Here is a 16,893-nt window from a genome sequence, read left to right on the forward strand (position 1 = left end):
CATGTATGCAATCTTTAGGCCTCGTTGGGTCGAAAGGCGAAAGATCGCTCGACGAAGCGCCGCGCCGGGCGCGCCGTCGCGGCGGCAAGGGGTCGGTCACCGTCCTGACCGACGCTGGCACCATCGGGCCGGTGTGCACAGCAGCGTCTGGCCGTCGGAGGCGGCGGCCTTGACGGCCGCGCATGCGATCTGTCCGCCGGGGCACGGGCAGGCCACTGGCGGGCGAAGCTGATATGCAAGACAGCGTCGACCGCATCGATGCGGGATTGACACGGATCAAGCCTGGACGGGGCCGATGTGCGAATACTGGCGCCTGCCCACGCAATTCCCTGACACGCACGATCCGCCGGATGCATTGCATTCGCGACCATGGAGGAAGCCATGCAAAGCATAGACAGCCTTGTTGAGCAACATATCCGCGAATCGGAGTCCCACCTTCGACACATCGACGAGTTGATGGCCAAGGCCAGCCAGCCTCCCATCGAAGCGTCGGCAGCGCCTGAACTCCGGACGCTGCTGAGCCAGGTCAGGAAAAGCCGCGCGCAACTGGCGCAAGAACTCGACGAACTGCGCCGAGGTTTGGTGGACGGAGATGAGCCGAACAAGGTTCAGCGCGGTGAAGGCCTGAATTCGGCCTTGCAGGCGGTGGGCCTGCAGCTCGAGCAAGCACTCACGGCAATCCTCGACTTCCGTGGGCTGTAGTTGGCGATCCGGCCGTTCGAATTCGAGATCGGCCGCTTCAGCAAGCAAGAAGGTGCGTCCGCATGAAAATCCTTGTAGCAACCGATGGTTCGAAGTACGCGCTACGCGCCGTCAAGTACGCGGCCAAGCTGATCGCATTGCTGCGGCCAGCCTCTCATTCGATCACGCTCATCAGCGTGCACGACAACACGGGCATGCGCATCGCGAATTCGATCCTGGGTTCGGAAGACGTGATCGCCTACCTGCATGAGCGCAGCACCGCGGAGCTGAAGGCGGCCATGACCTTTCTCAAGTCGGCGGGCATCGACCACAAATCGGTGATCCGTACGGGGCACATCGCACAGGAGATCGTCAAGTTCGCCAAGGAGGGGAAGTTCGACCTTGTCGTACTGGGATCCAAGGGGCGAAGCGCCATCGTCGATATTCTGGTGGGCTCGGTTGCCCAACGCGTGTTGGCGACTGCCCTGCAGCCTGTCGTACTGGTCAAGTAGTGCGAGTCGCTCCCCACGCGCTCGAAGAGAAGGAAACGGCTCGCTCCGAGCCCGCCACGGCAACGACTGGCGGCCTGACCGAAGCCGCGGCGCGACAGCGCCTGGCGTTGGACGGGCCGAATGAAGTTGCGGTCTCGCAGCCGCACGGCGTGCTGCGCCTGGTGCGCAAGGTGGCGTTGGAGCCGATGTTTCTGTTGCTCGTGGCCTGTGCAGCCATCTACATGCTGTTGGGCGATGCACAGGAAGCGCTCATGCTGCTGTGCTTCGTCTTCGTCGTCATGGGCATCAGCTTTGTCCAGCAGCGGCGCAGCGAGCGCTCCCTGGAGGCATTGCGCGATCTGTCCAGTCCGCAAGCGTTGGTCCGGCGCGAAGGTGCAATCCGACGCATTGCCGCACGCGAACTGGTCGTTGGCGATACGGTGCTGCTGGCAGAAGGAGATTGCGTGCCTGCGGACATGTCTCTCGCCGAAGCATCGAACCTCGCCATCGACGAATCGTTGCTGACCGGCGAGTCTGTCCCGGTCACCAAGCAGGCCGTGGCCGGCGAGGAAGCCAGGGCCGCGGATGCCAGCACGGCATTTTCTGGCACGCTCGTGACGCAAGGGACTGGGCGTGGGCGGGTGACGGCCACCGGCGCGCACAGCGCACTCGGACGCATCGGGATTTCATTGGCCGCAATCGGCGTGCAGGCCACGCCGATCCAGCGGGAGACGCGAAGCGTCGTCAAGTGGGTGGCCATTGTGGGGTTGGCGCTTGCCGCCGCACTCGCAACAGCCTACGGCATGCTTCGCGGTGACTGGCTGCAGGGTTTGTTGGCCGGGCTGACGTTCGCGATGGCTGTCATCCCCGAGGAATTGCCGGTGGTGCTCACACTGTTCCTCGGCCTGGGCGCCTGGCGGCTGGCGCGCGAGAAGGTGTTGGCCCGGAGCATTCCGGCCATCGAGTTGCTCGGGGCGACCACCGTGCTGTGCGTCGACAAGACCGGCACGCTGACGGCCAATCGCATGACCGTGCGGCGGCTCTGGTCCGGCGGGGCGAGGTACGACGCCCTGGAGGCACGAGGCGCCGCCCTGCAGGAGGAACTGCACGCGCTGCTGGAGTATGCGGTGCTGGCCAGCCATCGCCGTGCATTCGACCCGATGGAATCCGCCATCGTCGACATCGCGGGGCAACTGCTCGCCGGCACGGAGCATCTGCATTCGGACTGGACGCTGATCGACGACTACCCGTTGTCGCCGCAGATGCTGGCGATGTCGCGCGTATGGCGCTCACCCGACGAGCGAGCGTTCCTCATTGCCGCCAAGGGGGCCCCCGAGGCCATCGTCGATCTGTGCCACCTGGATGCGGACCACGCCGATCGCATCGCCAGCCAGGTCCTGGCGATGGCGGCCGACGGCCTGCGCGTCCTCGGCGTTGCGTCGGCCACCTTCGATGCCGACGTCCTGCCCGGGCTGCAGCACGACTTCGATTTCCGCTTCCTCGGCCTGGTCGGCCTGGAAGATCCGGTGCGGGCCGACGTGCCGCAGGCCATCGCCGAGTGCCGCGCTGCCGGCATCCGGGTCGTGATGATGACGGGAGACCATCCAGCCACCGCGGTCGCGGTCGCGCGACAGGCCGGGCTGAACACCGACGCGCCTGTCATGACCGGCGTCGAACTGGCCTTGCTGACCGACGGCGCGCTCACCGCACGGTTGGCCGCAACGACCATCTTCTGCCGGGTGCAGCCCGAGCAGAAGCTTCGTTTGGTGCGGGCTTTCCGTGCACGGGGCGATGTGGTCGCGATGACCGGCGACGGCGTCAACGATGCACCGGCCCTCAAAGCCGCGGACATCGGTGTGGCGATGGGCGCGCGAGGAACCGAGGTCGCCCGCGAGGCGGCTGCACTGGTCCTGCTGAACGACGACTTTGTCTCGCTGGTGACGGCGATCCGCTACGGACGCCGGGTGTTCGCCAACCTTCGAAAAGCGATTGTCTTTGTGGTGGCGGTCCACGTGCCGATCGTGGGGCTGTCGATCCTGCCGGTGGTCTTCGGCTGGCCCATGCTTCTGATGCCGGTGCACATCCTGTTCCTGCAATTGATCATCGACCCTGCCTGCTCGGTGGTGTTCGAGGCAGATCCTCTTGAAGAGGACGCCATGCAAGTCCCGCCGCGTCGCCCCGACCAGCGACTGTTCGATTCATCGGTCCTCATCAGAGGCCTGTGCCAAGGCTTGGGATTGCTGGGGCTGCTTGTGCTGACCCATGCGGGCGCGCGTTGGTTTTCGGTGCCGGACGACACGGCACGGGCGCTGACTTTCGTGGTGCTGGTGCTGTCGAACCTGGGCTTGATCCAAAGCAACCGCTCCTGGGGCCGCATGGCCTTGCACGGCACCAGCGCATCCAACCGCCAGTTCGGCTGGATCGCTGCGGGAAGCGTTGCCGTTCTTTGCGTCGCGCTCGCGGTACCCGCCATGGGTCGTCTGTTCTCGTTTGTGACGCCGTCACCGCTGCTGTTGGCGGCCGGCCTGGGAATGGCGGTGCTGAGTGTGCTTTGGTTCGAGTTCACCAAATGGATGCTTCGTCGCAGAAATTTCAGCACCATACCCCCGAGAGAAGCCACTGGAGCACCAGCGAATTCCTGATCCAGTCGCGCGCCGAAATGGAACCGAGCATCTCGTGCAATCGTGCTGCGGCAAATGCTCCCGCGGACCGTTTCGGTCGATCGCTTGATCTGCGTCAAGTAAGGCACGGAGCGCGGTGCCGCGAGCGGGTGCGCACGCGATAGGCTCCTTGAACCCAAAATCAATTGAGCCCAAACCATGAAGATACTTGTCGCGGTCGACGGATCCAAGAACTCTCTTCGCGCCGTGAAGTACGCGGCCAAGCTTGCGCATCTCCTGCGCACCGCTTCAAACAAGATCACCCTGATCAGCGTGCATGACGACACGGGCCTGCGCCATGCCAGGGCCTTTGTCGGGAAGGCGGAAGTCGCCGACTATCTGCGCGAACTCAGCGAGAAGGAGCTCAAGCCTGCCCGCAAGCTGCTGAAGGACGACGGCATTGGCTACGACATGGAGATCCGCACCGGCCACGTGGCTCAAGAGATCGTCGACTGCGCGAACACAGGCGGTTTCGACATGATCGTGCTGGGCTCGAAGGGCCGTGGCGCGCTGGCGGATCTGCTGCTCGGCTCCGTGGCGCAGCGCGTGCTCGCGAACGCAAAGCAGCCCGTCGTGATCGTGAAGTGACGGCGGCCGATCGTCCAAGCCCCCGCACTGACCGAATAATTTGCTTTGCGACAGACGCCGGTTACCATTGCCCCGCTGGAGATGGCATTCCTCCATGAACCGCAGCGGCATCGCCCGCAGCTGATGATGCCTACAGACACCTGATCACATCACAGGGCTGTAGGCGTCCGCGTTCACACACCGCTTTGCTGGTCGATCAGGCCCTTGTTTCTTGCACCTGATCCACATGACCCGTTTTCGCCGCCCCGAACAACTCGAGCTTCTGCCCTACATCGGCAAGTGGCTCGTCATCGCCAGCGTCGTCGCCTTCCTGGCCGGCTCCGCCTCCGCCTTCTTCCTTTTTGCCCTCGAACGGGCCACCAACTGGCGCGAAGCACACCGCCAGGTCATCTGGCTGCTGCCCCTGGCGGGCTTTGCCGTGGGGTGGATCTACTACCGCCTGGGCAAGCCGGTGGACGCCGGCAACAACCTGCTCATCGACGAGATCCACGATCCGAAGAAAGTCGTGCCGCTGCGGATGGTGCCCCTGGTGCTGGGAGGCACGGTGATCTCGCATCTCTTCGGGGCCTCCGTGGGCCGCGAAGGCACGGCCGTGCAGATGGGCGGCGCGCTGGCAGACCAGCTCACGCATCTGTTTCGCCTGAAGCATGAAGACCGGCGCATCCTGCTCATGGCCGGCATCAGCGCGGGCTTTGCCTCGGTGTTCGGCACGCCGCTCGCCGGTGCCATCTTCGGCCTGGAGGTGCTGGCCATCGGACGCATGCGCTACGACGCGCTGTTCCCCTGCATGGTGGCCGCCATCGTGGCCGACCAGGTCGGGCTGGCGTGGGGTGTTCATCACACGCACTATGTCGTCACCGAAGTGGCCCCGGTCGCCTTCTGGAGCGTGGTCAGCGTCGTTGCCGCGGGCATCGTGTTCGGGTTGGCCGGCCTGGTGTTTGCGACGGCCACGCATCGGCTCGGCGCGCTGATGAAGCGCTGGATCGCGTATCCACCATTGCGCCCGCTCCTGGGTGGCATCGTGGTTGCAACGGCCGTCTGGGCACTCGATGGCTACCGCTACATCGGCCTGGGCATTCCGACCATCGTCGAGTCATTCCAGACGCCTGTCGCGCCATGGGATTTCCTGGGCAAGCTGGCCTTCACCGTTGCATCGCTGGGCACCGGCTTCAAGGGCGGCGAGGTCACGCCGCTGTTCTACATCGGTGCGACCCTGGGCAATGCCATGGCGCCGGTGCTGCACCTGCCGTTCTCGATGCTGGCCGCCATCGGCTTCGTCGCCGTGTTCGCCGGCGCGGCCAACACGCCGGTCGCCACGATCGTCATGGCCATGGAATTGTTCGGGCCAGCTGTCGGCCCGCTCGCTGCCATCGCGTGCATCGCAAGCTACCTGGTCTCGGGCCACACCGGCATCTATCACGCCCAGCGCGTCGGCCACAGCAAGCACCGACGATCTTTGCCCGAGGGGCTGCGGATTGCCGACATCGCCCAGTTCCGCAGGCAGGCGAGTGACGAGAAGGCGGCCGCGGGGGAAAAGAAGTGATGCCAGCGCACGCACGCACGCACGCACGACCTGATCGCTCACGGAAGCGGGCCAGTTCCGCGCTGGGCAAGGCCGCCATATAGATACACGGAAATCATGCGATCCGTGCGGCAGCCGGTGCCATGCGCGGCATCGAGGCAAAGCTTCTCTCCGACAAACCGAAACACAGGAAAAGTCGACTGGAGACCCCGATGCACGAGCAATCCCGACGAGTATTTGATTCGCGAGGGTGGTCCGGTCACCCGCCCCGCGGCGTGTCGGAGTCAAGCACCGTGGTTTCGATTTCTCGAAATGCCGTGAACAACATGTCCCACAACGCTTGTGCAGGTAAGGACAGATGCGCGTCTGTCCGTCGAACGAGGCCGATGCGCCGCACGATGTCCGGTTGAACCAGGGGGCGGGTCTGCAACTCTGCGCCTCCCGCGTCCAGCGCCAGCCGCGGCAGAACGGCAATGGATATGCCGCTGCGCAGAAGACCCAGCATGGATGAAAGATGCTCCACCTCGTCGAACCACGGCAGCGCGATGCCGGCGGCCATCAGGGCATCGTCGATTTGCTGGCGATTGGCACTTGTGGACCGCAGTGAGACTGGACGCCATTGCGCGAGGTCGGACCATTCGACTTCGCGCATGCAAGACAGTGGATGGCCAGTTCGAAAAGCGATCACATAAGGGTCGTTAGCCACGTGCTCCACGTAAAGATCCGCGGTAGGGTCGCCCAGCACGCTGATCCCGAACTCTGCCTCATGCTGCAAGACCGATGCAGTGACACGCTGGCCTGTGTCGTCGCGCAATTGCAGCCTCACCTGCGGATAACGCTTGCGGAATTCGGCCAGGACCGTCGGCAGCAATGCATAGGCCACCGTCGTCAGGCAGGCCACGACGATGCGACCGGCCTCGCCACGCGCGCGACGACCGGCCTCCTCCACAGCGTCGTCCAGGCCGCTCAGAAGTGGGCCGGCCTCGCGCACGAGATCCAGTCCAAGCGGAGACAGCGTCACCCGTCGCGTCGAGCGCTCCACCAGTGACCCGCCCACCGCCGCTTCGAGCTGCGCAATACGCCGGCTGAACGCCGATTGAGTGATGTGAAGCAACTCGGCCGCGCGCACGAAGCTGTGCGTCGTGCTCAGCGCCAGCAAGGCCCGCAGATCGTCGGTACGGCAATTTATGCGTGCCATGCATTGATTGTGGAGAAAAGAGCATTTTGCCGAATAGCAAGCCCTTCGCACAATCGAATTCACACCATGCCCATCATCAAAATATTCCTCGCCCAACTACCTTCGCCGGCAGCGTGCGCTGCCATGGCCGAAGAAGTCGAATCCCTCTGCGTCAACTGCATGGATGCACGCAGCGACGCAGTCCAGCTGACCCTGCACGGCGATTCGTTGATGCTGCGGGGTGCCCCCGTGCTCGTCGAGGTGCACTACCGCGCGAGGCATGATCGCAGTGCCCCTGTCATGGACGTCTTCATGGACGCCCTTGACCGGATGTGCAGGCGTTTGCTTGGCGCGACGCCGCGCATTCGCTGCTTCGCAATTGATCAGGCGACGCTGTTTGCTCGCAATTGAGATCAGGCGCGATGTCATACGATCAAGACCACACGCTGCGCCTTCGAAGCATCCGTAGCTTCCATGTAGGGGGAAGCGTGCGCAGCCTGCGCGATTTGCCGGTGGAGATGCGACGCTTCGCTCAGAACGGGGCTGCGCGCGCCGTCGATCCGAATGGCGACCACGTGACCGGCCAGATGTACGTCCAGGCCTATCTGCAGGCTGAGCCGCGGCATCGTTGGCCGGTGCTGCTGTGGCATGGCGGCGGCATGACAGGCGCGAACTGGGAGAGTACGCCAGACGGCCGCCACGGTTGGCTCACTGAATTCCTTCACGCGGGCTTTGATGTCTATGTCTGCGACGCTGTCGAACGCGGGCGTGCTTCCTGGTCACGCTGGCCGGAGATCTATGCCGAGGCGCCACTTTTTCGCACATTGAACGAGGGATGGGACATGTTCCGCATGGGCCCCCCAGGCAGCTACGACAGCGACGGAAAACGAAGAACCACGTACGCGCACCAACGGTTTCCAGTCGAAGCTTTCGATGCGTTTGCGTCGCAGTGGGTGCCGCGTTGGGCAGGGCATGAAGACATCACATTGCGCGCCTACGATGCGCTGCTGGCCCATGTCGGAACCTGCGTCGTCGTAGGCCACAGTCAAGGTGGGGGGTTCGCGCTGGAAGCGGCGCGCCGACATCCGCAGAGCATCGCCGCAGTGGTCGCGCTCGAGCCGTCCGGCGCGCCCCGCGTCTCGCTCTCTCAGGCTTTGCAGTCGGCGCAGGTCGGGCTGACGCCTCACCTGATCCTGTGGGGTGATCACATCACCGACCATCCGGTCTGGACGCGCTATCGCGAAACGGTGGACGACTATGTGGCGACCCTCATTCGGGCAGGCGTGCCGGTCTGCATCGACGATCTGCCACGCGCCGGCATCCTCGGCAATTCCCACTTCCCGATGATGGACCGCAATTCAGAGTTGATTGCCGAGCGTGTCATCGACTGGCTTTCCAACAACACAAGAGACATGGACCCATCATGAACAGGCGCCAACTGCTATCCCTTGCACCGGGCCTCGCGGCCTTTGCGCTCAACGGCCAGGCGATGGCGCAAACGAGCACCTGGCCGTCGCGCCCTGTGCGCATCGTCGTGCCCTTCGGTGCGGGCAGCGGCAACGACATCGTTGCTCGACTGATGGCGGACCGGCTGTCGCGCAAGCTTGGACAGACCTTCATCGTCGACAACCGCGTCGGCGCCAATGGCGCCATCGGCGCAGATGCTGTCGCCCATTCTGCACCTGACGGCTACACGCTCTTCATCACGACCAACACGACACAGGCCGCGAACCCGAGTTTGATGAAGCGGCTCAACTACGATCCGATCAACGATTTCGCACCGATCTCCCGCCTTGCCAACACACCCGCGTTGCTGGTGGTCCATCCCTCTGTTGCCGCAAAAACGCTCCCGGAGCTCATCGCGCTGGCGAAGTTGAAACCAGGCAAGCTGAGCTACGCTTCGGGCAGTGCGGGAACGCTCGTTCCCGGTGCCATGCTGGCGCACACCGCGCGCATCGACATGCTGAGCGTGCCCTACAAGACCATTCCCCAGGCCTTGAACGATGTGATCGCGGGGCAGGTTGAAATGATGTTCACCGACATGGCCACGGGCCTGCCGCAGGTCAGGGCGGGAAAGGTCCGGGCCATTGGCATCAGCAGCTTGCAGCCCGCAGCGTTGCTGCCCGATGTGCCGCCGATCGCGAAGACGCTGCCCGGCTTCGAGTTGCTCGCCTGGTATGCACTTTATGCACCGCGTGGCACGCCGACAAATGTCATTGACAAGCTGAACGCCGAAACGCGCGCCATCTTGGCCGATCGGGATGTGCAGGAGCGCTTCTCGGCCCTCGGGCTCGAGCCGCTGAGTAGCAGCCCGCAAGAGTTGGCAGTTTTCGGTCGCAGTGAGTTGGAGAAATGGGGACGACTCATCAAGGCTGCCGGGATTGAGGCGGAGTAGCGATCAAGGGCATTTGCCCTTGAGAGCCCTACGCTGTATCAATTGATGCACGGTTTGCGTGGTGTTCCTTTCGGCGCAGATCAACCCCCTCCGGAAGCTCGTGCGTGCTTCGAGGATTTGCGTGCACCATAGAACGCTTGATGACTGCGGCGGGCACACACGAATCTGCAGTGCAGGACCGACAGCCTCCGGCCGGCTGCATCTTTCACACGGACAGGGGATCGCAATATGCAAGTGAAACCTATCGCAGGGCCCTGCAGGAAGCGGGGCTGCGAGGGTCGATGAGCTCGCCCGGCACAATGCAAAGCCGAGAGCTTCATGAAAACGACCTTTGGAAATTGCAACTAACGGATCAAGAGACGATGGCCATCCTGGACGATGAGAAATTTGCAACCAAGCTCGCAAAGCTTCGCGAAGATCATGCAACGTTCTCCCGAACCGACATTCATGCGGAATACGCCTCTGCAATCGGGAGCGTGACGGAATGGCGGTTCTCGACGGGCGACTATTTCGACCGCCTACCCTACGAAGACGAGCGGCAAGGTTACGCGGCGCCGAAGTTGCTCAAGAAGAAGTATGAGAACTTCGATGAGGCAAGGTGGCTTGGGAAGTACTGCGTCGGCTTTGCAGCGGAGCAACATGTGATAACGATCCTGCCTGAGGAACAAGGCATTCAACCCGTCTCTGCAAACCTCTACAAGAAGTTCGATGATCGACTCGATGTATGGAAGACCAGGCATCGCTGGAAGAAGACCCGGGAATCATCGTTGCAAGGGCTTGGCAGGTTTGAGAGTCTCTCGAATGCCGTTCTCTACATGACAGCCGGTCAGGGTGATGCCTTTGCGATCTACCTGTACACATATTCGCCGGAAGGGGTGCTTCTGCATACTGACGCATACTCGCAAGGGTGGTCGCAGGAGGTGCGCTGGGTTTATCAGTTCGACGAAAAGGGCGAACTTCGTGAAATTCGTACAGGGGGCGTGTTGTTCTGGCCGACCAAGTAGTGCTCGCCCATGAAAAGTCTCGAAGAATGATTTGATCGCGATGACGGTGAAAAACTGGGAGCAATTGATCTCCAGGGCTCGGCCACTGGTGGACTATCTTCATCGCGACGCATACTTTGATCGGGGATTCTCAGGTGATAGAACTGCGAACTCGGTGATCACTGATCCGGAGGTTGGTATCGATTGCGCCACCAATGATTCTTTTGAGGAGTTCGACGATTGGCAGACAGTCAGTGATTGTCCGAACGTCTTTCCGCCGGAATTTGAGTGGAAGAGATGGATCGACTTCAATCTGAGGAAGAACGACTACTTCGGGTTGAGGGAGAAAAGCTTCAACGGTGCCGACACGAAGTGGACAAGAGGGGATGGGTGTTTGCTCATCGAGTTGATGCACAGAGACATGCGGATCCTACTCAACTGCTACGCAAATGACAGCTTCCCTGAGATTTGGAAGAGCATCCAGAGCGCATACCTCAATGATGGTTTTCCATGTGGATGGGATGGAAAGCTTCCGTCCGGAAAGCTGGTTGTCTACTCCAATGAGTGATTGACATGATGGACAGACATCTGGCTGTCTTTTCTGTCGATTTCGGAGGAGGCGGCCGGAGAGTCGGCGGTGTGGGGCTGGAGGCAGTGTGAACGAGCTCAAGTTCAGGAAACTAGGCCTGTCCGGAGCCGAGATTGAGGCGCATGCCAGAGCGGGAAACAGGCTGGACAAAAGAACCAGCAAGGCCTATCGCTCGATGCACGAGACGGACAACCCGACAGACGAAGACGTCAGGGAACTAGAGAGTTCTGTGGGAAAGGTTCCGGAGGACTACAAGGAGTTCCTGAAATCCCACAATGGCGGCATTCCGAGCGCTACCCTGCTGAAGACTCGCTCCAACGAGCGCGTGATCAATTCGCTGCTTGCGCTGAAGGCTCCTCTGGGGTTTGGAGATTCGATCGAGAGTCACATGAAGGTCTATGACGGAAGAATCCCGAAGAATACTTTCCCCATTGCATCTGCGGGCAGCGGTGATTTGATTCTGCTCAACACTGAGTCAAGCAAGCTCGGAGAGATCTTGTACTGGGATCACAACTTCGAGTCCGATGATGATGACGCGAGTGACTACTTTGAGAACACAGAGGTGGTAGCCGGTTCTTTCTCCGAGTTCCTGGGCAAACTGACCCCCGATGTTGGGTGAGGGACAGTCGATGACGGCTGTGACATGCCTGCGCCAGCCTGCACATCGATCACTTGGTTCTGGCTGCTGCTGAAGAGAACCACACTTGGCGTCGCAAATCATCATTTCCGACCATGGCCGCCGGCGCAAAGGCACTGGCGGGGCGCAAGCGGGTCTCTTGGGCGAGTCCGACAGTTTGTTGGATTCCACCGACCCCTGACCCTAGATTGGCACACGACTTCATTCAAAGCTGCTCTGCCCCACCTGTCGCCTCGGGAACTTCAACCTTCTAGGTGGCAGTCGGTCGGCGCCGAGGGTTGGATGCGCTCGACGCACGTCGTCGAGCTTGCACCACAACCTGTTGCCGCCAGCCTCGCGTCCTTTCTCCTTCGCATGACCCGGGAAGGGTCGACCCGTCGCCTTTTTTTCGGCCAGGAACTCAGGTCTGCACGAATCTCCACCGAGTTGTTCCCACGACATCCGCAATGTCCTCGTCGTGCGTCACCAGCATCAACGCGGCGCCGCGCTCGTCCAGCGCATCGAGGAGCACGTCCATGGCCTCCTGCTGCGACAAAGGATCCAGCCGCGAGGTCGGTTCATCGGCAAACACCAGGGCAGGCCGCACCGTGAGCACGCGTGCAAGCGCGACGCGCTGCAGTTCGCCGCCGGACACCTCCGCGGGCCGACGCTCCAGCAAGTCCGCGGGTACGCCCAGCCGTTCGAGCTGCTGCAGCACACTCGGCCAGGCGCAGCGATGGCGCGCGGCTACATCCCGCAGCGAACTCTCGAGGCTGACGCGGGGCGCGAAAGATCCGACCGGGTCCTGGTAGAGCTTCTGGAAGGCGGTCGAGGACAGGCCCTCGGCACGCCGCACCACGCCCCGATCGGCCGGCAGCAGGCCCAGCAGCACATTGCCCAGCGTGCTCTTGCCCGTACCGCTGGGGCCTTGCACCACGAAGCGCTCGCCGGCACGGATTTGCAGATCGAGCCCGTCGAACAGCGGCTTGCCGCCAAAGCCCTTCGACAGGCCTTGCGCGCTCAGCACCGATGCACCTGCCGCTGCCGCCGCCCTCCGTGGCCAATGGGCCGGCTCGGCCGCAACAAGCCGCCGCGTGTACGCATGCCGCGGGTTCGCGAGGACAGTTTGGACGTCGCCCTGTTCGACCGCTTCGCCCGCGCGCAGCACGATCAGTTGTCCGCCCAGCGCCCGCGCGACGCGCAGGTCATGCGTGATGACCACGACGCAGCCGCCGCTGCGCTGCACCGACTGAAGCATCGCCACAGTATGGTCGCGCCAGTGCGCATCCAGACCCTTGGTGGGCTCGTCCGCCAGGAGTACGCGTGCGCCACCTGCACAGGCGACGGTTGCGGCGGCGCGCTGCGCCATGCCACCAGACAACTCCCACGCATAGCGCCGCGCCGAGGCGGCCAGACCCGCGGCATCGAGGTCTCTCGCGGCCGCTGCCTCGGCCTCCTCAAAGGCGGCGCCACGAACCAGTTCGTGCGTTTCGGACAGCTGGGGCGCGATGCGCATCAGCGGATCCAGCGCCAGAGCGGGCTCCTGTGGCAGCAATGCGAGCGTGCGCCCCCAAAGCGACCGACGCGCCCAGGCCTCCTCGGCACGGCTTTCGACGCCGTCCAGCAAGACCCTGCCTCCAGCGCGCAACGCCGCGGGAAGGTTACCCATCACGGCCTGAGCCAGCAGCGATTTGCCGGCACCGCTTTCACCGAGCAGCGTGAGCACTTCTCCGGGGCGCAGGCTGAAGGACACGTCGCGCAGCAGCGGTCTGGCGCCGGCGTGCACGCTGAGGTTTTCGACGCCGAGCAGGACAGAAGAAGTGGTCATGCCGTTTCCCCATCCGAAACGAGCAGCATCATCCCGAGCACCAGCAGCATCAGCAGCGCCACCGGCGCCGCGATGAGCCATGGCGCTTCCTCGTAGTGAGGGAGGAACTCGATCATCATCAATCCCAGTTCAGGCGTCGGTGGCTGCAGCCCCACGCCGATGAAGCCCAACGCGGCCAGCGCCAGCACGGCCTGTGCGGCGCTGAAGGCCAGCAAGGTGCCCAACACCGGTGCGAGTGCTGGCAGCAGATGCCTGCGCAGGACATAGCCCGGCCCGAAGCCCAACAGGCGCGAAGCCTGCACCGCATCACCCGCGAGCACCGGCCGGCTCGCCGCGCGAGCGACGCGAAAGTACTCGACCCACAGCGACAGCGAGAGGCCAATGTAGAGCGCCCAGTAGCGTCCCGGCGCCAGTGCGGCGAACAGCAGCACCAGCAGCAGGCCTGGCACCGAGAGCACCGCATCGGCCAGCATGACCAGCCCGCGTTCGATGCGCCCGCCGCGCCAGCTGGCAACAACGCCCAGCAGCACGCCGGGAATGGCTGCGGTCACTGCGGCCAGCAATGCGAGACCGAGCGAGAGCCGGGCCGCGTGTGCCAGGCGCGCAAGCACGCTGCGGCCCAGCACGTCGGTGCCCAGCCAGTGGGCCGCGCCCGGCGGCATCAGCGTGTCGGCGAGCGTCTGGCGGGCCGGGTCGATGCCGATCACGGCCGGCCCGAACAGCGAAAACACCGCGACCAATGCGAGGATGGAGAGGCCCGTGCGACGGCGCGTCGCCGCGCGCCGCGACCTCCGCCCGGTGAGCGCGGATGCGTCGAGCAGACTGCCGTTCATGCTGCCACCCCCCTGCGCCGGCGCGGATCAAGCGCGAGGCAAGCCGCGTCCACCAGCAGGTTGAACACCACGAACAGCAGGCCCATGCACAGTGCGGCCCCCTGGATCATCGGCACGTCGCGACCGAACACCGCATGCACCAGTGCATGACCGATCCCGGGCCAGGCGAACAAGGTTTCGACCACGACCGCGCCTTCGACCAGAAACACCGCGTGCACACCGAGATAGGCCACCACCGGCGTGGCCGCCTGGCGCAGGCCGTGGCGCACCAGTGCCTGCCGGTCCGACAGCCCCTTCGTGCGGGCGAACTCGAAGGATGGAGAAGCGGCCACCTCGCGCATCGCGGCCCGGGTCACGCGCGCAAGCCCTGCGGCTAGGCCCAGACCCAACGTGAGCGCCGGCAGGAGCACGCTGCCCACGTGGTCGTCGCCCGCCACCGGCAACGCCCCGAGCCGCACCGCGACCAGCACCATCAGCAACACGGCGAGCAGGAAGGGCGGCACCGCGCGCAGCACCACCGCCAGCGCCAGCGTGAGCCGGTCGATCCAGCCGCCCGCATGCAGGCCGGACCAGGTGCCCAGCGGCAAGCCGACGACGACCGCGATGAACAAGGAAGCGACCGCCAGGTCGATGGTGGCGCCCAGTTGATGCACCACTTCATTCCAAACCGAATTGCCGGTGACCAACGAAGTACCGAGATCAAGGCGTGCGATTTCTCCCCACCACTGCAGCAGCGCGAGCCACAAGGGCCGGTCGAGCCCGAGCTCGATGCGCACGGCATCGGCCGCCGCGTTGCTCACGAGGTCGTAGCCGTAGCGTCCCGCGGCGATGCGGGTGGCCATGTCGCCCGGCAGCGAACGTGCCATGAAGAAGCACACCGTGCCCACCAGCAGGCCCAGCGCGACGATCTGGACGGCACGGCGCAACAGGATGCCCGTCCAGGCGGTGCGTGTCCCGCTCATGCGCTCCACCTCATCGAGCTGAGCCGGTAGGAACGCTCCAGCGGATCGAGGCTGACACCGTTGACACGCCCGCTCACCGCGACCTGCTGGCGATACCAGGTGACCGGGATCACCGGCAATTCCGCCTGCAGCACCGCCGTGACCCGAGCACGCAGCGCGGCCGCGCGCTCTGCCGATGAGGTGCCGCGCGACAGTTCGGCCAGCGCCTGGACCAGCGCATCGCTGCGCCAGCCCATCGCGCCCCAGTCACCGCCCGTGGCGCCGAAATCCTGCATCAGCGTTCCTGTCGGGTCGGGCACGGTGCAGTAGTTGCGCGCGGCCAGGCCCAATTGCAGGCTGCCGTCGCGGTGGCCCAGCGGAATGTCGCCCGAATTGCCGACATTGACCTGAACCGCGATGCCGGCCTGGCGCCACTGCTCCTGCAGCGCCGAAGCGATGACAGGGAGCTCGGGTCGGTCGGGAAAGGTTCGCAGCGACAGTTGCAACGGCCGGCCCGAAGCGTCGCGCAGTCCGTCGGCCGCCCGGCGCCAGCCGGCCTCGGCCAGAAGTCTCGCGGCGGAGCCCGGGTCATAAGTCAGCGGCGGCAGCGTGGGGTCGTGCCAAGCCTTGAGCGTGGGCGGAAAGAGCTGCGTTGCCGAGAGCTCCGGGTCGCGCAGCAATGCCTTCGCAATACCGGCCCGATCGATGGACAGGCTCAACGCCTGACGCACGCGTCGATCCTTCAACGCCGGAAGGCCCGCGTTGACCTTGAGGATCGCGGTGCGCGGCAGCGTGACCGTATCGACGCGCACCCGGCCACGCTTGCGCAAGCGCACGAGGCTGGCTGGGTCGAGGCCATAGGCCAGGTCGGCCTGCCCACCCTCGGCCATCAGCGCACGGGTTTCGGCACGCCCGACCGTCAGGTAGCGCACGCGCTCCACGGCGGGCTTGGCGCCGTCGTAGCCGTCGAACATGGCCGCCTCCACTTGCTGCGGAGGTGCGAGCGACACCACGCGGTAGGGGCCGCTGCCGAAGACGGCCTTCACCTCGCCGCTGGAGCCGTAGCTCGCGGGCGCGAGCACCATCGTGCTGCTGTGTGCCAGCAGCGCAGGCAATCCGCCATAAGGCGATGCGAGCCGGACCACGATCACGCCGGCGCCATCGGCCTCAAGGGATTTGATCGGCGCCAGGCTCAGCAGCGCCGGCGCCACGCGCGCCGCCTGCAGGCAGCGCACGACCGCGGCCGCCGTGACGGGCGTGCCGTCATGAAAGCGCGCCGCGGCACGCAGCGTGAAATGCCACACCAGGCCGTCGGCCGACACGCGCCAGCGCTCGGCCAGGCCCGGCAGCGGGGTGCCATCGTCGCTGGCCTCCATCAGCGTCTCGGTGATCTGCATGCGGGTGAAGACGTAACCGCTGTTGGCGGGCGCAAGACCGCTTATTTCCCAGGGACCGACGATCTGCAGCGGCACGCGGGCCGGTTGTGCCTGCAACGCCGTCGATGCGGCGACGGCCGGGCCGGCCGCACATAGCTGGAGCGCCCGGCGGCGCGTCAAAACGAATGGCTGTGTCATCTCAGAACTTGGCCT

Annotated in this window: 16 protein-coding genes and 1 riboswitch; of the genes, 11 read left to right on the forward strand and 5 right to left on the reverse strand. The window is 64.3% G+C overall.

The window, feature by feature from the left end; genetic code table 11:
- Positions 1-381 precede the first annotated feature (381 nt).
- The 5 genes from ACWV14_RS36925 (at position 382) to ACWV14_RS36945 (ending at position 5,963) form a co-directional block, all read left to right on the forward strand.
- Positions 382-702 carry a hypothetical protein gene (locus ACWV14_RS36925; RefSeq protein WP_454908782.1) on the forward strand — a complete coding sequence of 107 codons (321 nt, stop codon included), beginning with the start codon at positions 382-384 and terminating at the stop codon, positions 700-702.
- 62 nt (positions 703-764) lie between these two features.
- Positions 765-1,193: a universal stress protein gene (locus ACWV14_RS36930; RefSeq protein WP_285412618.1), complete on the forward strand. Its 429-nt coding sequence runs from the start codon at positions 765-767 to the stop codon at positions 1,191-1,193.
- Positions 1,193-3,814, forward strand: a complete 2,622-nt coding sequence (locus tag ACWV14_RS36935) for a cation-translocating P-type ATPase (protein ID WP_454908783.1) — start codon at positions 1,193-1,195, stop codon at positions 3,812-3,814. The genes ACWV14_RS36930 and ACWV14_RS36935 overlap by 1 nt, the downstream gene beginning before the upstream one ends.
- A 177-nt stretch (positions 3,815-3,991) precedes the next feature.
- On the forward strand, positions 3,992-4,420 hold the full coding sequence (locus ACWV14_RS36940) for a universal stress protein (RefSeq protein ID WP_454908784.1): 429 nt from the start codon (positions 3,992-3,994) through the stop codon (positions 4,418-4,420).
- Positions 4,421-4,488: 68 nt separating this feature from the next.
- Positions 4,489-4,560: riboswitch (Fluoride riboswitch) on the forward strand.
- An 86-nt stretch (positions 4,561-4,646) separates the two neighbouring features.
- Entirely contained in the window at positions 4,647-5,963 is a 1,317-nt protein-coding gene (locus ACWV14_RS36945) for a voltage-gated chloride channel family protein (protein ID WP_454908785.1), read from the forward strand.
- Positions 5,964-6,201: 238 nt separating this feature from the next.
- Here ACWV14_RS36945 and ACWV14_RS36950 read toward each other — a convergent pair whose 3' ends face one another.
- Positions 6,202-7,140, reverse strand: coding sequence for a LysR family transcriptional regulator (locus ACWV14_RS36950; protein ID WP_454908786.1), 939 nt, complete (start codon positions 7,138-7,140; stop codon positions 6,202-6,204).
- Positions 7,141-7,206: 66 nt separating this feature from the next.
- Here ACWV14_RS36950 and ACWV14_RS36955 point away from each other — a divergent pair, with 66 nt between their 5' ends.
- The 6 genes from ACWV14_RS36955 to ACWV14_RS36980 all read left to right on the forward strand — a co-directional run bounded on the left by ACWV14_RS36955 (position 7,207) and on the right by ACWV14_RS36980 (position 11,705).
- Complete coding sequence (locus ACWV14_RS36955) at positions 7,207-7,530, forward strand: hypothetical protein (protein ID WP_285412625.1); 324 nt, start codon at positions 7,207-7,209, stop codon at positions 7,528-7,530.
- 11 nt (positions 7,531-7,541) lie between these two features.
- Complete coding sequence (locus ACWV14_RS36960; RefSeq protein WP_454908787.1) at positions 7,542-8,546, forward strand: alpha/beta fold hydrolase; 1,005 nt, start codon at positions 7,542-7,544, stop codon at positions 8,544-8,546.
- Positions 8,543-9,514 carry a Bug family tripartite tricarboxylate transporter substrate binding protein gene (locus tag ACWV14_RS36965; RefSeq protein ID WP_454908788.1) on the forward strand — a complete coding sequence of 324 codons (972 nt, stop codon included), beginning with the start codon at positions 8,543-8,545 and terminating at the stop codon, positions 9,512-9,514. The genes ACWV14_RS36960 and ACWV14_RS36965 overlap by 4 nt, the downstream gene beginning before the upstream one ends.
- A gap of 362 nt (positions 9,515-9,876) precedes the next feature.
- Entirely contained in the window at positions 9,877-10,518 is a 642-nt protein-coding gene (locus ACWV14_RS36970; RefSeq protein WP_454908789.1) for a hypothetical protein, read from the forward strand.
- A 40-nt stretch (positions 10,519-10,558) separates the two neighbouring features.
- The gene (locus ACWV14_RS36975; RefSeq protein WP_454908790.1) at positions 10,559-11,065 is read left to right on the forward strand and encodes a hypothetical protein; all 507 of its coding nucleotides are present in this window, start codon (positions 10,559-10,561) and stop codon (positions 11,063-11,065) included.
- An 88-nt stretch (positions 11,066-11,153) separates the two neighbouring features.
- Positions 11,154-11,705 carry an SMI1/KNR4 family protein gene (locus ACWV14_RS36980; protein WP_454908791.1) on the forward strand — a complete coding sequence of 184 codons (552 nt, stop codon included), beginning with the start codon at positions 11,154-11,156 and terminating at the stop codon, positions 11,703-11,705.
- A gap of 418 nt (positions 11,706-12,123) precedes the next feature.
- Here ACWV14_RS36980 and ACWV14_RS36985 read toward each other — a convergent pair whose 3' ends face one another.
- Genes ACWV14_RS36985 through ACWV14_RS37000 form a run of 4 tightly spaced genes read right to left on the reverse strand, consistent with a single transcriptional unit; the run spans position 12,124 to position 16,878 of the window.
- Positions 12,124-13,530: an ABC transporter ATP-binding protein gene (locus tag ACWV14_RS36985; protein ID WP_454908792.1), complete on the reverse strand. Its 1,407-nt coding sequence runs from the start codon at positions 13,528-13,530 to the stop codon at positions 12,124-12,126.
- Positions 13,527-14,363 carry an ABC transporter permease gene (locus ACWV14_RS36990; RefSeq protein WP_454908793.1) on the reverse strand — a complete coding sequence of 279 codons (837 nt, stop codon included), beginning with the start codon at positions 14,361-14,363 and terminating at the stop codon, positions 13,527-13,529. Before ACWV14_RS36990 ends, ACWV14_RS36985 begins: the two co-directional genes overlap by 4 nt.
- Positions 14,360-15,325: an ABC transporter permease gene (locus tag ACWV14_RS36995; protein WP_454908794.1), complete on the reverse strand. Its 966-nt coding sequence runs from the start codon at positions 15,323-15,325 to the stop codon at positions 14,360-14,362. The genes ACWV14_RS36990 and ACWV14_RS36995 overlap by 4 nt, the downstream gene beginning before the upstream one ends.
- Positions 15,322-16,878: an ABC transporter substrate-binding protein gene (locus ACWV14_RS37000; protein ID WP_454908795.1), complete on the reverse strand. Its 1,557-nt coding sequence runs from the start codon at positions 16,876-16,878 to the stop codon at positions 15,322-15,324. Before ACWV14_RS37000 ends, ACWV14_RS36995 begins: the two co-directional genes overlap by 4 nt.
- Positions 16,879-16,893 lie beyond the last annotated feature (15 nt).

The organism is Variovorax durovernensis, assembly GCF_977011995.1.

What these genes read in the sequence shown, in the direction of transcription:
- ACWV14_RS36930 (WP_285412618.1), top strand. Translation starts at nt 765, where the DNA reads ATGAAAATCCTTGTAGCAACCGATGGTTCGAAGTACGCGCTACGCGCC.
- ACWV14_RS36925 (WP_454908782.1), top strand. Translation starts at nt 382, where the DNA reads ATGCAAAGCATAGACAGCCTTGTTGAGCAACATATCCGCGAATCGGAG.
- ACWV14_RS36975 (WP_454908790.1), top strand. Translation starts at nt 10,559, where the DNA reads ATGACGGTGAAAAACTGGGAGCAATTGATCTCCAGGGCTCGGCCACTG.
- ACWV14_RS36950 (WP_454908786.1), bottom strand. Translation starts at nt 7,140, where the DNA reads ATGGCACGCATAAATTGCCGTACCGACGATCTGCGGGCCTTGCTGGCG.
- ACWV14_RS36945 (WP_454908785.1), top strand. Translation starts at nt 4,647, where the DNA reads ATGACCCGTTTTCGCCGCCCCGAACAACTCGAGCTTCTGCCCTACATC.
- ACWV14_RS36995 (WP_454908794.1), bottom strand. Translation starts at nt 15,325, where the DNA reads ATGAGCGGGACACGCACCGCCTGGACGGGCATCCTGTTGCGCCGTGCC.
- ACWV14_RS36990 (WP_454908793.1), bottom strand. Translation starts at nt 14,363, where the DNA reads ATGAACGGCAGTCTGCTCGACGCATCCGCGCTCACCGGGCGGAGGTCG.
- ACWV14_RS36985 (WP_454908792.1), bottom strand. Translation starts at nt 13,530, where the DNA reads ATGACCACTTCTTCTGTCCTGCTCGGCGTCGAAAACCTCAGCGTGCAC.
- ACWV14_RS36970 (WP_454908789.1), top strand. Translation starts at nt 9,877, where the DNA reads ATGGCCATCCTGGACGATGAGAAATTTGCAACCAAGCTCGCAAAGCTT.
- ACWV14_RS36940 (WP_454908784.1), top strand. Translation starts at nt 3,992, where the DNA reads ATGAAGATACTTGTCGCGGTCGACGGATCCAAGAACTCTCTTCGCGCC.
- ACWV14_RS36960 (WP_454908787.1), top strand. Translation starts at nt 7,542, where the DNA reads ATGTCATACGATCAAGACCACACGCTGCGCCTTCGAAGCATCCGTAGC.
- ACWV14_RS36965 (WP_454908788.1), top strand. Translation starts at nt 8,543, where the DNA reads ATGAACAGGCGCCAACTGCTATCCCTTGCACCGGGCCTCGCGGCCTTT.
- ACWV14_RS36955 (WP_285412625.1), top strand. Translation starts at nt 7,207, where the DNA reads ATGCCCATCATCAAAATATTCCTCGCCCAACTACCTTCGCCGGCAGCG.
- ACWV14_RS37000 (WP_454908795.1), bottom strand. Translation starts at nt 16,878, where the DNA reads ATGACACAGCCATTCGTTTTGACGCGCCGCCGGGCGCTCCAGCTATGT.